The sequence below is a fragment of the Nafulsella turpanensis ZLM-10 genome (assembly GCF_000346615.1).
Taxonomy (GTDB): Bacteria; Bacteroidota; Bacteroidia; order Cytophagales; family Cyclobacteriaceae; genus Nafulsella; species Nafulsella turpanensis.
In genome coordinates, this window is the sequence record NZ_ANNU01000048.1 from 14763 (window position 1) to 29328 (window position 14566).

The following is a 14566-nucleotide window of genomic DNA, read 5'->3' on the forward strand; positions in this document are numbered from 1 at the left end:
TCTGTTTTATTTGTCAGGCTCCCCTGCCGTTGCTTTTTCTTTCCCGGGTATGGGGGTGGCGGTCTCATTCGGCGACAGTACCTGTTTGGGGGCAGGCGGTGCAGGCAGTGGGTGGAAGGGATGGCGGCAGCCCTGCAGAAAGTCAGGATAATTGGTGTGTACATCTTCAATTTCTCCGGATATGCTGGCCATCAACTTATCGGCTTTAAAGGCATAATTGAGCAGGTCGGTTTCCGTTAGCTGCTCCAGAGTGTCCTGCCTGCTCAGCTGTACAAGTTCCTGTACTTCCTTCAAAAGGTTGTTTTGAAGGTAGCGAAATTTAATTTCGAGTTGTGGCTGCTCCACCAGGAGGCTGTCGCGATTTCTGGCGATGGCCAGGGTATCTGAAAGATAGAAGGTGAGGCTGTCAACAGCCTGGGCCTGCTTTTTCTTTGCAAGGGTAAGTGCATCCTGAAAGGTCTTCCGGCTCCAGGTCTGCTTAAATACTTCCAGCCCTTCCTTTACCTGCTCCACGCAAAGGGTACATTTGGTCTTTTTTAGCATGCTGCTGGCAGCAAGGTACTGCTGGTAGTTTTCTTCCGTAGGCGCACAATTTTTAAAGTACGCTTTTCTGCTTTTGTAGCGCTGTTCATAAAGTCTGTTTTCCAGGCTGGTGAGCTGCCGGCTCAGGCTTTTGTACTCATCATACTCACTAAATTTGACAGGTAGCTCTACGCCCTTAAGCAGGGAGATATATAGCTCCAGCTCATCGGCATCCAGACTGTCGGGAGAGATGCTGTTCAGTTCCATATTGAGGTTTACCACCTGGGCTACATTTTTCAGGGGTGGGTATAAATTCAGCTCATCGGCTGCCTTTGTCCGTACCTCCTCATAATGCGGATAAAAAGCTTTAAACTCCGGTAGTTCTTTATTCTGCTCTACAGTCCGTTCATAGGCCAGCAGGAGCTTTTTGTAAGCAATCAGCACCTGGAAAGTGGCATGTGCCTCATTATAATCGAATTTGCCGTCGTACTTTTCGGAGAAGGGTTCTACCGCTAATCGGAGATCGGCCAGGTGTTTCAGAAAGCCTGCAAAGTACTCTCTCTGCCTGTTCACTTCTTTCACATCATTTCCTTCTTCATAATCCTCCCGTATTTCCTCCTGCAGGGCCAGTATTTCGTCGTGGGTAACATTGTCCGGCACGCCTTCGGGTATATACTTCGAAAGGTAGTTAACAATCACAAATACCGGGTAGCGCTCAAATTCAATCAGCTCCTGCAGTTTACTTTTATCAAGGCTTAAATTCTGATTGACCGTGAGCTCCTGCATAAAAGTATCAATCTCTTCTGTCGGGAATTCACCTCCCTTGTCCAGCCGACTGTTGGAGGGTCGCATGGAATATATATGGATGGAGTGGATGCGCCTGTTCTTATTCTTGTTCTCAAAAGCACGGAGGGTGGTGCCCCAGTGAACCTTTTTGCCTTCTGCCTCGGCATTTAAATAATCGCCAAACTGGCCCACCATCGAAAGGATAAACTTATCGGGAGCCGTGAGCTGGGCAATGTTTTTGAGCTGCCGGGAAATGAAGTGCAGAGATTTTGGCTGCTTTTCGCGGGTAATCGCCTGGGCCTTGTATTCCAGCTCAATAATTTGCGAAGGAACGGTGCCCAGCGGAAAATCTTCCAGTATGGTCAGCACCTCTGTTTGCCGCACCTCTGAGCTGCTATATTGCTGGGTTCCGTTTTCATAATCTACCTTCAGGCGGAAGAAAGGAAACTCAATGGTGGTATTGTTGAAGTACTTCAGGCCTTTCAGGACCACCCTCAGGTCCAGGGACTCAATCAGGCGGTCCCTGTCTTTGATACGGCCGAATATATTTTTTTTCGGTTGGTCCAGGTCGTTCAGGAGGTTGTTAAACTTATCTTCGTTAAGCAGCAGCAGGTTCATGCTCAGGTACTGCCAGTCGGGCGAAAACTCATAGGGTACTTTTCCGCTGTACTCCTTACTGGTGCTGACGTAGGTCTGGCTGAACGCAGTCAGGCAGGAAAGAAAAGAGAGAGTGGCAAAAAGGAATGACTTCATCATCATGATATGCTCGGGTTGATGGACCAGACAGGTAATATTTTAATTTTTGCTTAGAATTAAAAAGCTTTGCGAAGCTTTTCGTTCAGGAAATTTTCTGAATTAAAGAGAATCCCGGAAATGTTATAGCGGAAAGCTGAGCCTGGTTTTTGCTGGAGGCTAAGCGGCTGTTCCTGCGGGAGTTGCTGAGACTTTTAGAAGGCTGGTTTTTGGCTATGCAGGAAAAGTACTGATAAGCTTATTTACAGCCGGAGAAAGCTGGTTGTCCGGCAAAAAATAATTTTTTTAATCTTATTTTAATATCTGGAATTTCATTTACCTTCGCAACGGTTTTTATAAGACCATTCTAAACCAAGATGAAAAAAGTTTTATTTGCAATGCTGGTAAGCGGGATGCTTTTCAGCTGCACCAACAACAACCAATCAGAAGAAGTAGCAACAGATTCAACTGCTGTTGTACAAGAAGCGAATGTTGCTCCTGTAGAAGAAGCAACTGAAGCGGTAGAAGCTGAAGTAAGCAGCGATACTGTAGCCACAGAGGGCGCAGTAGAAGTAAAATAAGAAAGTAAGGCTAAGCCCGAAATAATAGACATAAGGTAAAAGGTCCGGCTAAACCCGGGCCTTTTTCATTTTCAAACTCCCTTTTTACAGACGTTTTACTGCCTGTTCATCACTGTTACCCGTCCTGAAGGGAAATAGAAGCGCTGTTTTTTCTGTTTGGGTGTGGCTTCCTTCCGCTGCATTAGTAAATTGCGCTTTCTGCCTGTACTGACAGGTAATTTTCGAAAGTATATCAGGAGAAGCCTCATTCGCCTTAGGGAGAAGCCATGTATAAAGTTCGCTCATCAGCCATTCATAAATTCCAGCAAGGGAAGCTTTCTTTTACAGTAGCCGGAAAGGGAAAAGTAATCATCCTGCTGCTTTGCCTTCTGCTCATATGCTCTCTCGCCCAGGCCCAGATTATTACCGTTAAAGACCAGCTTACCGGTCAGCCACTGGAGCAGGTAGCGCTGGTAAGCGAAAATCCGGCTGCTTTTGCCACTACTAATAAAGTGGGACAGGCAGATATTTCGGCTTTTAAGGGTGCGGAAGTAATTCGGGCGCATTTGCTGGGTTATGAGCCGCTCATCCGATCCTATACTTATTTAGCTGAGCACGATACTATTTTACTGGAGCCGGCAGATATATCCCTGGAGCAGGTGGTGGTATCGGCCACCCGCTGGAATCAGTCGGCCCGCGAGGTACCCGCCAGAATTAATTCCATTACACCGGCAGAAATTGCCCTCCAGCAGCCCCAGACAGCTGCGGACCTCTTAGGGGCTTCGGGAGAAGTGTTTATCCAGAAGAGCCAGCTGGGTGGTGGCAGTCCAGTTATCAGGGGCTTTTCCACTAATCGCTTGTTGTTGACGGTCGACGGGGTGCGCATGAATACCGCCATCTTCCGGAGTGGTAATTTGCAGAATGTAATTTCGCTCGACCCTTTTGCCATTGAAAGTGCCGAAGTGCTTTTTGGTCCCGGTTCGGTGATGTATGGCAGCGATGCCATCGGGGGCGTCATGAGCTTTCAAACACTTACCCCCCGGTTTTCGCTTAGCGATGATTTACTAATATCCGGTAATGCGACAGCTCGTTTCTCTTCTGCCAGTAATGAACTAACCGGCCATTTCGATGTAAATGTAGGCTGGCAGAAGTGGGCCTTTATCAGCAGCTTTACCTTTACCGATTACGACGACTTACTCATGGGCAGCCATGGACCGGACGAGTACCTGCGCCCCTTTTTTGTGCAGCGGATAGAGGGAGAAGATGTGCTGGTGACCAACGAAAACCCCCGGCTGCAGCGCCCGACCGGCTATTCGCAGGCCAACCTTATGCAAAAGGTGCGCTTCCAGCCAAATGAGGCATGGGAGCTGCAATATGGCTTCCATTACTCTGCTACCAGTGATTTCCCGCGCTACGACCGCCACATCCGCCTGCACGACGGGCTTCCTCGAAGTGCTGAATGGTATTACGGTCCGCAGGTATGGATGATGAACCTGCTGGAAGTTTCTCATGAGCAGGGAAGCAGCTTTTACGATGAGTTAAGTCTCCGGCTGGCTCACCAGTTTTTCGAAGAGAGCCGCATTGACCGTGACTTTAATGAGGTGGAACGAAGAAGCAGGGTAGAAGAAGTAAATGCCTACTCTGCCAATCTCGATTTCCTGAAAGGAATAGGAGAGCGCCACCAGCTTTTTTATGGATTGGAAGCTGTTTATGATGATGTGCATTCTATCGGAACTGACGAAGATATCTCGACAGGGGTCGTAGTGGCGGGGCCGTCGCGCTATCCGGAGTCTTCCTGGGCTTCTTATGGTGCCTACCTGACGTACCAGTATGAGGTGTCGGAAGATTTATTGCTGCAGACAGGGGCTCGCTACAACCACTTTAAGCTGGATGCCGTTTTCGATACCCGCTTTTACCCATTCCCCTTCGAAACAGCTAATATTAATAATGGAGCCCTCACCGGCAGCCAGGGCTTTGTATATAACCCAACGGCAACGCTTTCGCTCAATGCCAATATTTCCACCGGTTTCCGCTCGCCTAATGTCGATGATGTAGGGAAGGTGTTTGACTCCGAGCCAGGCTCTGTGGTGGTGCCGAACCCGAACCTTGGGGCAGAGTATGCATGGAATGCTGAAGTAGGGGCCGCCAAAGTATGGGGAAATGTGGCGAAGCTGGATGCCACCGCATACTATACCATTTTAAATGATGCGCTGGTGCGGCGAAATTTCAGCCTCAACGGGCAGGATAGCATCGTGTATGATGGAGAATTAAGCCAGGTGCAGGCCGTGCAGAATGCCGCTGTGGCAAGGGTATATGGTGTACAGGCGGGAGTTGAGCTAAACCTGCCCGGCCACTTTGGCTTTAGCTCGCAGCTGAGCTACCAGAAGGGTGAAGAAGAGCTGGATGATGGGAGCACCAGCCCATCCCGCCATGCCGCGCCCCTTTTTGGCGTATCACACTTCACCTTTAAAACTGAACCACTCACGCTCGACCTGTATGCCCTGTACAGCGGCGAAAAGAGTTTTGAGGAACTGCCGCTGGAAGAGCAGGGGAAAGATTACATTTATGCAATAGACGATAATGGCAATCCTTATTCCCCGGCCTGGTATACCCTCAATTTTAAAGTCTTGTATCTATTAAATGAGCAGTTTACCCTTGGTGCCGGAGTCGAAAACCTGACCGACCAGCGTTACCGTCCCTACAGCTCGGGCATAGTGGCGCCGGGCCGCAACTTCATTTTCTCCCTCAGTCTCCACTTTTGAGGTTATCCCTCCGTGCCGGTACTGGGATGCCTGTTGATAAAATAATTTTTCATTCGGCTTTTGGTGTGTTTTCTAACTCTTTCCGGTTTTATGCATTTAGTATACTATGGAGTATATCATCGGATTGGACATAGGAACGACCAGTACAAAAGCCATTGCCTTTGATGTAGCAGGTAAGCTGTTGGTCGAAAACCAGGTTGGCTATCCCATTCTTACCCCTCAGCCGGACTTTTGCGAGCAGGACCCGGACGTGATTTTCAATGCCGTCTTACAGGGTATCCGCTTCATTACTCAAAAGCTAAATAGCAAAGAATATGAATTGCTGGGGGTGAGCTTCAGCAGCGCCATGCACAGCCTTATTGCCATGGATAAGGAGGGGAAGGCGCTCACCCACAGCATAACATGGGCCGATACCCGGAGTAAAAATATTGCGGAAGCGCTTCGAGGTACGCCGCTGGGGCACGAGATCTATATGAAAACCGGTACGCCCATTCACCCGATGTCGCCCCTCTGCAAGCTGGCCTGGCTTAAAAAGCACCAGCCGGATGTTTTTGCCGGAAGCGAGCGCTTTATCTCCATCAAAGAATATGTTTTGTACCGGCTGTTCGGGCAGTATGTTGTTGATTATTCCATTGCTTCGGCCACAGGCTTGTTCGATATCCATCGGCTGGACTGGTGCCCCCAGGCGCTGGAAGTGGCGGGAGTTACCGCCAAACAATTAAGTGCACTCGTTCCGCCTACCCACCAGCTCAAAGGTTTACCCGATGCTCATGCGGTGGTAATGGGCGTAGATGCGCAGGTGCCCTTTATTGTAGGAGCGAGCGATGGCTGCCTGGCGAATGTTGGGGCCAATGCCATTTTGCCGGGCAATGCAGCGGTTACTATCGGCACCAGCGGTGCCATACGGGTAATGGCGCAGGAGCCACTCAGCGATTCCGGGGAAAGGCTGTTTAGTTATGTGCTGAACAGTAAGCATTTTATTTTAGGAGGGGCCGTAAACAGCGGCGGTATAATATTACGCTGGTTCAGGGACAATTTTGCCAGCCAGGAAATGCAGCAGGCCATGGAGCAAAATGCCGACCCTTATGAATTACTGCTTAAAAAGGCTGCTGATATACCTGCAGGGGCCGAAGGGCTGGTGTTCCTTCCCTACCTTTTAGGCGAACGCGCACCTTACTGGAATGCAGATGCCCGGGGAATGTTTTTTGGAGTCGACATTCGCCATACCCGTAACCATTTTACGCGTGCGGTAATGGAGGGGATAATCTATGGCCTTTGTAGTGTGGGCAAAGCGCTGGAGGAAACGGCCGGCCCTATTAATGTTATTTATGCGAATGGCGGCTTTGCCCGTTCGGAGCAATGGGTGCAAATGCTGGCCGATATTTTCAATAAAAAGGTGCGGGTAAGTGAAAGCCACGAAACAACGGCCCTTGGTGCTGCAGTAGTGGGGCTCGAATCTCTGGGTATTTTACAATCAGTAGAGGAGGTGGCAAATTTTGTTCCCACCATAAAAGAATATATACCCGACCCCGAAAAGCAGGCAGTATACCAGCAACGCTTCGCTACCTTCGAAAGGCTTTACCAGAAGCTGAAAGACGAGTTTTAATCAAAGCAGCCATTTTAAATGAAAAATAATTTAAACCTAATTTATTCAGGGAGTTATATATAAAAAGGCACCGGGGCGAGCATAAATTTTGGTTGTACACAGTGCCGGCAGAAAAGATACTGACAGTTTAAAAATAGAAGTGGTATGGATATAGGATTAGTAGGACTTGGAAAAATGGGCTACAACCTGGCCCTGAACCTGAAGAACCATCAGCATAAGGTAGCAGCCTTTGATATTGCCCGCGAAAATGTTGATAAAATTTCCAAAGAAGGCATTGAAGGAGCCTATTCCCTCGAGGAGCTGTGCAGCAAACTCAGCGGCCGGAAAGTAATTTGGGTAATGGTGCCTTCCGGCTCGCCGGTCGACCAGGTAATTGCCGAGCTGAAGCCCTTCCTGAATCAGCACGATATTATTATCGATGGTGGTAATTCCAATTATAAAGACTCTGTTGCTCGTCATAAAATGCTAAAGGAGGAGGGTATTGACTTCCTGGATTGCGGCACAAGCGGCGGCTTAACCGGGGCGCTTAATGGTGCCTGTACCATGATAGGCGGCGATAAAGAGGTATTCGAGTATTGCGAGCCTGTTTTTAAAGATGTATCTATTGAAAAAGGCTATCTGTATACCGGGCAGGCCGGAAGCGGCCATTATGTAAAGATGGTACACAATGGCATTGAGTATGGCATGATGCAGGCCATTGCCGAAGGCTTTGAGGTACTAAATAAAAGCGAGTACGATATCGACTATAAAGAAGTGGCCCGGGTGTGGAACCATGGATCCGTGGTGCGTAGCTGGCTGATGGAGCTGACCGAAAGCGCCTTCCGCAAAGATGAGCAGCTGGAGAGCATCCGTGGCGTAATGCACTCTTCCGGAGAAGGAAAATGGACCATCGAAACCGCTCTTGATTTGGGTGTGCCTACCCCTGTTATCGCCCTTTCGCAAATGATGCGCTACCGCTCTCAGGAGAACGATACCTTCTCCGGAAAAGTAGTGGCGGCTCTCCGTAATGAGTTCGGTGGCCACAAAGTGGAAAAAAAGTAAGACTACTTTCTGTTTAAATAAAGGCTGCAGTCTTGTCCTTCATTCAGAAAATCGTTCTGGAATCAAAAGGCCATGGCAGTCTTTATCTTTTTTCTATGTCCTGAATCCGGATTACTCCCTCTTGCAGCGAGAGAATTAATTCCTTCGCAACCATCACTCCACCCGCAGACCTCTCAGGCCGTCGGCCCTTCCCATCTGCCGAATGTCAATTTATTAAGGTTTGAATGGCTTTAAGCCGCAGACTTTAGTAGCTTTAGCACTTTCATCAGTCCAACACGAAATCAATCATTATGGATGCATATTATTCTAAAGTGCGGGAGTATCTACTCGATTTAAATATCTCTATTATCCGGGAACTGCCCGATGAGAACATGATGGTGGTAGACCAGGAAGAGGCAGGTATCAGAAATATGGTGCTGGTCATCACAGACCCTATCCTTATTATGGAACAGGCCATATTTGAAGTAAAGGAACCATCTGTCCGCCTGTTCGAATCTCTCCTGAAGAAGAACCGGGACATTGTGCATGGCGCCTTTGCGCTGGATGATTCAGGAAAAAAGGTTATCTTTAGAGATACACTGCAACTGGAGAACCTGGACCTGAATGAACTCGACGGCTCCTTTAAGTCGTTGGAGTTGCTGTTGAACGAATACTCCGAGCAGTTACTGGAATTTCCAAAAAGTTAAAAAGCAAAAATATGGGAATATTTTCAAGATTATTTAAGGTAGGACAGTCAGAAGCAAATGCTGCTATCGACAGGCTGGAAGACCCGATAAAATTAACAGAACAGGGTATTAAAGACCTGAAGGCTGACCTCAACAGGAGCCTCGAAGCTTTGGCTGAGGTAAAGGCAATGGCGATTAGGGCCAATAACGACATGGCCAAATACAGGAACCAGGCTGCTGATTATGAGCAAAAGGCCATTCGCCTGCTACAGAAAGCCGAAAAGGGAGAGATAGAAGCAGCCGAGGCAGACAGGCTGGCCAATGAGGCCCTGCAGAGAAAAGCCGAAAGCGAAGAAAGCTATAATCGCTCTGTAAAGGAAAAGGAGCAGTTCGACCGTTCGGTGAGCCAGATAGAAGTGAAAACAAGGCAGCTGCGGAGCACCATCAGCACTTATGAAAATGAGCTGAAGACCCTGAAAGCCCGCGACCGTGTGAATAAAGCCACAACGAACCTAAATAAGCAACTGGCACAGGTAGATACCTCCGGTACTATAAGCATGCTGGAGCGTATGAAAGAAAAAGTCGATCGCGACGAGGCACTTTCCGAGTCTTATGCATCTATTGCCAATGAAGCTAAAAGTGTGGATGATGAAATAGATGCTGCCCTGGCGCCAGACAAAAGCACCCAGTCCGATGCCCTGGCGGCACTGAAGGCGAAAATGGCACAGGATAAAAACAGTTGATCCATGGGTTTTCTGGATGGATTATTCGGCAAAAAGAGGAGAAAGGAAGAGGAGGTAGATCCGCTCAACATTAGCCTTTTAAAACTGCAGAAAGGGTACATACTCGATTACGACCTGGCTTCGTGGGAGGTACAGGAAGTATATAATTACGACTGGGGCGATAACTTCTTCAGCCGTGAGTATAAGATTTCCAACGGTAAGGATGTGCGCTACCTGCATATAGAAGATGATGACGAGCTGGAGCTGGTGCTGTCGGAAAAAGTGCGACCAGCCACTATCGACCCTGATTTACCTGATTATATTGGTAAGCATGGGCACCCTCCCAAAAAGATTCATTATAAGGGTACTCATTATTATTTCGAAAGTGAGAGCCCGGGCTATTTTAATGAAGAGGGTAAGGAAGATCAATGGGTGGAGCATATATCCTGGACTTACTATGATGAAGACGAAAAGTACACCCTTGGGATTGAGCAGTGGGGAGAGCGGGAGTTCGAAGCTTCTGTGGGGAAGATTCTGAAAGAGTTTGAGATTAGTAATATTATTCCTGCCGGTAAGTAAGTAATCATGATTCGAAAATTATTTCTGTACACACTCCTTGCTTTCATATTAAGCTCCTGTGGCAATGGTTTTGAAGAAAGCCCACTGGATAATATCGTTAGAGAGCTCTCAGGTGTGCCGGCTTATTCCGTTATTTTATATGATATGAATGTGGAAGGAACTGTCTTTGAAGACTACTTTCACCAGTACCAGATTGTAAAACTCAACAAAAACGGAGAAGCTGAAAAAACACTAACCGACTGGGTGCAGGTGCCGGAGAGGGTGTTCGAACAGCATATCGACCATGTTGGAATGGAAATTATCAGCAAGGGCGAAGAAGGTGAGGTGAGTAAGGTGGCGGCTCCTCCGGGCTACAGCAATTTTGTGGGTAATCCGCAGTACGGGCAGTGGGTACAGAGTGGAGGCAGCTCTTTCTGGCAGTTCTACGGGCAGTATATGTTCCTGAACTCGCTCTTTAACCTGGCTACTTTCCCTGCCCGCAGGGCCTATTACGACACCTACCGGAGAGACTATTACGGCAGAAGGCCTTACTACGGACCGGTGAGCACAGCAGGTAGCAGGATGTTCGGAACCGGCAGTCGCTATACCAGCCAGACCAATGCCGGCAGTAACTGGAACAGCAAAAGCAGCTCCTTTAAGAGCAGGGTGCGCAATAGTGTTACCCGCTCCGGCAGCCGTTACAACAGCTCCGGCAGTATGCGTTCGCGCGGGGGTGGCTTCGGAAAATAAGCAGCACAGGCTAATGTCTTTCTCTTCTCTCTGACCTCAACCATTTAGTAAAAGAACATGGATTTCCTGGATACCATCATTACCTCCCTTATTTACCTGGCGCTCTGCTTTGTATTATTCGTCATTGGAAAGCTGGCCTTTCGCCTGTTTCACCGGGATGTAAATGTGCGCGAAGAGCTGGTAGAGCACGATAACCTGGCCTTTGCCATTGCCCATGTAGGTTATTTTATAGGCATACTGTTAGCCATTGGCAGTGCTATTGTGGGGCCGTCGCACGGGCTGGTGCAGGACATAATCGATATCAGCATTTATGGTTTACTGGCTATTTTACTGCTGAACCTTTCGCTGATTATTAATGATAAAGTCATTTTGCGAAGGTTTTCTATTCGGGAGGAGATTTCGGGCAAGCAAAATGTGGCTGTAGGTATCGCAGAGGCGGGCATTGCGGTGGCAACCGGCCTTATCCTGATGGGAAGTGTATCGGGAGAGGGCGGCTCTATATTAACTGCCCTGGCTTTCTGGGCTATCGGGCAGGTATTGCTGATTGTTATTGCATTGTTTTATAATGTAATTAACCGCTTCGACCTGCACGATCAGCTAGCCAGTGCCAATGTAGCGATTGGCATCGCTTTTGGCGGAGCCTTAATTGCCATGGCCAATCTTATCCGCTACGGGCTTTCCGGTGAGTTCGAAACCTGGCAGGAAACCCTGACGGCGGTAGGTATTGAAATAGCGGCCGGGCTGGTATTTTTACCTGTGGTAAGGCTGGTGGCCGATAAAATGCTGCTGCCGGGCCAGAATTTAACAGATGAACTGGTAAATCAGGAAAAGCCAAATATTGGGGCTGCTTTTGTAGAGGCTTTTGCCTATGTAGGAGGATCGGTGTTGATTACGTGGAGTATCTAAATTAGTGTTAGATTGAAGAATGTCAGTTCATTTGTTTTAAAAGCCGCCCTTTTTGCAACAGGCCTCTCAGGGGTGGTGGCCGAGTATGTATTATCTACCCTGGCCTCTTATTTTATTGGCGACTCCACCGTTCAGTGGGCGCTGATTATCTCCACCATGCTCTTTTCCATGGGCTTTGGCAGCCGCCTGTCGAAATATTTTGAAGAAAACCTGCTGGAGAAGTTTATCATTATTGAGCTGCTGCTTACCATTTTTGTCTCTATCTGTTCTCTTCTGGCTTTTACCGCAGCGGCCTACACCATGTATGTCGGCCTGATTATCTATGCCATGAGCATCCTTATCGGGCTGCTGATTGGTATGGAGATTCCGCTGGTTATTCGCCTCAACGATGAGTTTGAGGTGTTAAAAGTGAATGTCTCTTCCATACTGGAGAAGGACTACTATGGCAGTTTGCTGGGAGGTGTATTCTTTGCCTTTGTAGGGCTGCCTTACTTAGGCCTCACCTATACACCCTTTGTACTGGCTGCTATCAATTTTAGTGTAACCGTGGCTATGGTAGGGCTGGTATGGAAAAGCGTAGTGCCAAGGGTGCGCCTCCGCTATGGAGGAATGTTAGGCGCAGTTGCAGCCTTTTTACTGGCGGGTGTTTTGCTGGCTCAGCCCATTGTGCTCTATGGAGAACAGCGGCGCTACAAAGATAAAATCATTTTTTCTGCCCAGAGCAAATATCAGAAAGTGGTAATAACCCAGTGGCAGGACGATTACTGGCTGTTTATCAACGGCAATCAGCAGCTGAGTACACTGGACGAAGCCATGTACCACGAGCCACTGGTGCACCCTGCCATGAAGCTGCAGCAACAGGCAAAGAGAGTGCTGGTACTGGGCGGCGGAGATGGTTGTGCCGTTCGGGAAATTTTAAAGTACTCTTCGGTAGAAGAAGTGAAGCTGGTGGACCTTGACCCGCTGATGACTGATTTAGGAATGAACCATCCGGTGCTTAAAGAACTGAACCAGGGCGCACTCCTCAATCCAAAGGTGGAGATTATTAATGCCGACGGCTTTATCTTTCTCCAGCAGGATTCTGCTTATTACGATGTGATAATTCTTGATTTCCCCGACCCGAATAATGCCGAACTGGCAAGGCTATATAGCGAAGAATTTTACCGGATGGTACACAGGAGGCTGAAGAAAAACGGGGTGATGGTTACCCAGGCCGGCAGCCCTTATTTTGCCACCAGGGCTTTCAGGTGTATCGACCTTACCGTACAGGCGGCAGGGTTCTCCACGGTTCCGCTGCATAACCAGGTAGTAACACTGGGCGAGTGGGGCTGGATTTTAGGCATGAAAGAAGAGGTAGCTTCGCGGGAGCGCATCAAGAAAAGCCTGGTAAACCTGGAGTTTAAGGATGTGGAAACCCGCTGGATTAACCATGAGGCCATGTCGCTGATAACCTCTTTTGGAAAAGATATCTATTCAATTGGTACAGATAGCGTGCGGGTAAACAAAGTAAACGATCCTGTTTTGTATCGCTATTATTTAAACGGTAACTGGGACCTTTATTAACATGGACTATTCTGCAACGGGAAATCAGGGACTGATCGACAACTTTAAAAGTTGGGTGCAGGAAACCGATCCCGCTACCCTTAAAGCGCTGATGGCGGAGTACCTGGAGCGGTGCCAGTTTCAGGTATTGAATTTTACCGAGCACTATTTCAGTCCGCATGGCTATACCTGCCTCTGGCTGCTGGGCGAAAGCCACCTCGCTATTCATACTTTTCCCGAAAAGGGGCTGTGCTATATTGAGCTCAGCAGCTGCAATGCGAAAAAGAATGAGCAGTTTCAGTCCCTCCTGGAGAGCCGTTTCAGCCATCCGGCAGCTTCATCAAAAGACGTTTACTGAAAAATGCGGCCCTCGCCAGCCGTGAAAATCCTGCGTAAGTCAGCCTTGGCCTTGCCATTGCTCATCAGTATCAGGTAATCCCCCTCATCAATAACTGTTCCGGCGGGCGGGTTCTTAACCATGATTCTTTTTCCGCCCTTCATTTTACTTATTCCCAGCAGTATGCTGTTGTAGTCCGATTTCAGCTCATGAAAGACATCCTCGGTGTCTTTATTCACAAAAGGGTTTCTGGGGGCTACCCAATATTGCTGAATGTCAAAGTCCTCTTCCGAGCGGGAGGAGCTCAGCAGGTCCAGGTTCATGTCGGCTACATCCGGCTCAAAAATGTAGCTTGCGACTAACTTAGAAGCAATTTCATTTTTAGTAATCACATAGGTAACCCCCGCAGCCTTAAATGTCTCTTTGAGTTGTAACTTTTGCAGGTTTACTACAATCTCCGGCTTTGGGTAATACTTCTTAAAGTTGATGACATACAGCAGTGCTTCAGAATCATCCTCAAAGCTGATAAAGAGGGTGGTGGCCTTATTGGCATTGACCTTTTCCAGTGCTTCGAAGTTGCTAAACTCATTGTACAGCACAAAAACCTGCTCTTTGCTGTACTGGGTATAGATGAGGTCTATATCATCTTTTTTATTGGTAACAATGGCAATTTTCTTATGGCTATGGTACACTTCATCGGCCACCAGGCGGCTAAAATCGTTCCAGCCGACGAATAAAATATGGTCTTTAAAGTCAGTGCCATGGAAGCCCATTTTTTTATTTTCTATCATCGTGTAAATTTTATTTGAGATGGTACTGAACAGAAAGCCTAAAACCCCGAGGCTGGCAAAAATATAGATGTAGCCAATCATTTTTCCGCCTGTGGTTATCGGGAACATATCGCCATAGCCAACCGTGGTAAGCGTAACAAACATATACCAGAAGGCATTGCTGAGGGTATTGATGGAGCTGTCCGGATGAGGAGCTTCAAAATACACCAGTAAAAGGTTGCATACCACTACTACAAGCAGGGAGGCAGCCAGGAGTAGGTAAGGTCTTTTAATTTTCATGTGGTGG

At 48.0% G+C, this 14566-nt stretch carries 13 protein-coding genes; 11 read left to right on the top strand and 2 right to left on the bottom strand.

Annotation, left to right across the window (positions count from 1 at the left end):
* Positions 1-6 precede the first annotated feature (6 nt).
* Positions 7-2067, bottom strand: coding sequence for a hypothetical protein (locus F752_RS0117665; RefSeq protein WP_017733082.1), 2061 nt, complete (start codon positions 2065-2067; stop codon positions 7-9).
* 350 nt (positions 2068-2417) lie between these two features.
* Between F752_RS0117665 and F752_RS24530 the strand changes: the two genes are divergently transcribed.
* The 11 genes from F752_RS24530 to F752_RS24540 all read left to right on the top strand — a co-directional run bounded on the left by F752_RS24530 (position 2418) and on the right by F752_RS24540 (position 13510).
* The gene (locus tag F752_RS24530) at positions 2418-2621 is read left to right on the top strand and encodes a hypothetical protein (protein ID WP_017733083.1); all 204 of its coding nucleotides are present in this window, start codon (positions 2418-2420) and stop codon (positions 2619-2621) included.
* A gap of 266 nt (positions 2622-2887) precedes the next feature.
* The gene (locus F752_RS0117685; protein ID WP_017733085.1) at positions 2888-5362 is read left to right on the top strand and encodes a TonB-dependent receptor; all 2475 of its coding nucleotides are present in this window, start codon (positions 2888-2890) and stop codon (positions 5360-5362) included.
* A gap of 106 nt (positions 5363-5468) precedes the next feature.
* Positions 5469-6968 (top strand): gluconokinase, encoded by a 1500-nt coding sequence (locus F752_RS0117690; RefSeq protein WP_017733086.1) that lies wholly within the window; start codon positions 5469-5471, stop codon positions 6966-6968.
* Positions 6969-7112: 144 nt separating this feature from the next.
* Entirely contained in the window at positions 7113-8009 is an 897-nt protein-coding gene (gene gnd, locus F752_RS0117695; RefSeq protein ID WP_017733087.1) for a phosphogluconate dehydrogenase (NAD(+)-dependent, decarboxylating), read from the top strand.
* A 290-nt stretch (positions 8010-8299) separates the two neighbouring features.
* Positions 8300-8695 carry a type III secretion system chaperone family protein gene (locus F752_RS0117700; protein WP_017733088.1) on the top strand — a complete coding sequence of 132 codons (396 nt, stop codon included), beginning with the start codon at positions 8300-8302 and terminating at the stop codon, positions 8693-8695.
* 11 nt (positions 8696-8706) lie between these two features.
* The gene (locus tag F752_RS0117705) at positions 8707-9417 is read left to right on the top strand and encodes a PspA/IM30 family protein (protein WP_017733089.1); all 711 of its coding nucleotides are present in this window, start codon (positions 8707-8709) and stop codon (positions 9415-9417) included.
* A gap of 3 nt (positions 9418-9420) precedes the next feature.
* Positions 9421-9975 carry a DUF4178 domain-containing protein gene (locus tag F752_RS0117710; protein WP_017733090.1) on the top strand — a complete coding sequence of 185 codons (555 nt, stop codon included), beginning with the start codon at positions 9421-9423 and terminating at the stop codon, positions 9973-9975.
* Between the two features lie 6 nt (positions 9976-9981).
* On the top strand, positions 9982-10704 hold the full coding sequence (locus F752_RS24535) for a hypothetical protein (protein ID WP_017733091.1): 723 nt from the start codon (positions 9982-9984) through the stop codon (positions 10702-10704).
* A 57-nt stretch (positions 10705-10761) separates the two neighbouring features.
* Positions 10762-11610 carry a DUF350 domain-containing protein gene (locus tag F752_RS0117720; RefSeq protein ID WP_017733092.1) on the top strand — a complete coding sequence of 283 codons (849 nt, stop codon included), beginning with the start codon at positions 10762-10764 and terminating at the stop codon, positions 11608-11610.
* A gap of 12 nt (positions 11611-11622) precedes the next feature.
* The gene (locus tag F752_RS0117725; RefSeq protein ID WP_017733093.1) at positions 11623-13173 is read left to right on the top strand and encodes a polyamine aminopropyltransferase; all 1551 of its coding nucleotides are present in this window, start codon (positions 11623-11625) and stop codon (positions 13171-13173) included.
* Between the two features lies 1 nt (position 13174).
* On the top strand, positions 13175-13510 hold the full coding sequence (locus F752_RS24540) for an S-adenosylmethionine decarboxylase family protein (protein WP_017733094.1): 336 nt from the start codon (positions 13175-13177) through the stop codon (positions 13508-13510).
* Here the strand turns inward: F752_RS24540 and F752_RS0117735 are convergent.
* Positions 13504-14559, bottom strand: coding sequence for a potassium channel family protein (locus F752_RS0117735; protein ID WP_017733095.1), 1056 nt, complete (start codon positions 14557-14559; stop codon positions 13504-13506). The genes F752_RS24540 and F752_RS0117735 overlap by 7 nt on opposite strands.
* Positions 14560-14566: the final 7 nt, after the last annotated feature.

Coding starts and splice junctions, on each gene's coding strand:
- F752_RS24530 (WP_017733083.1), top strand. CDS start 2,418: ATGAAAAAAGTTTTATTTGCAATGCTGGTAAGCGGGATGCTTTTCAGC.
- F752_RS0117690 (WP_017733086.1), top strand. CDS start 5,469: ATGGAGTATATCATCGGATTGGACATAGGAACGACCAGTACAAAAGCC.
- F752_RS0117665 (WP_017733082.1), bottom strand. CDS start 2,067: ATGATGATGAAGTCATTCCTTTTTGCCACTCTCTCTTTTCTTTCCTGC.
- F752_RS24535 (WP_017733091.1), top strand. CDS start 9,982: ATGATTCGAAAATTATTTCTGTACACACTCCTTGCTTTCATATTAAGC.
- F752_RS24540 (WP_017733094.1), top strand. CDS start 13,175: ATGGACTATTCTGCAACGGGAAATCAGGGACTGATCGACAACTTTAAA.
- gnd (WP_017733087.1), top strand. CDS start 7,113: ATGGATATAGGATTAGTAGGACTTGGAAAAATGGGCTACAACCTGGCC.
- F752_RS0117710 (WP_017733090.1), top strand. CDS start 9,421: ATGGGTTTTCTGGATGGATTATTCGGCAAAAAGAGGAGAAAGGAAGAG.
- F752_RS0117705 (WP_017733089.1), top strand. CDS start 8,707: ATGGGAATATTTTCAAGATTATTTAAGGTAGGACAGTCAGAAGCAAAT.
- F752_RS0117700 (WP_017733088.1), top strand. CDS start 8,300: ATGGATGCATATTATTCTAAAGTGCGGGAGTATCTACTCGATTTAAAT.
- F752_RS0117720 (WP_017733092.1), top strand. CDS start 10,762: ATGGATTTCCTGGATACCATCATTACCTCCCTTATTTACCTGGCGCTC.
- F752_RS0117735 (WP_017733095.1), bottom strand. CDS start 14,559: ATGAAAATTAAAAGACCTTACCTACTCCTGGCTGCCTCCCTGCTTGTA.
- F752_RS0117685 (WP_017733085.1), top strand. CDS start 2,888: ATGTATAAAGTTCGCTCATCAGCCATTCATAAATTCCAGCAAGGGAAG.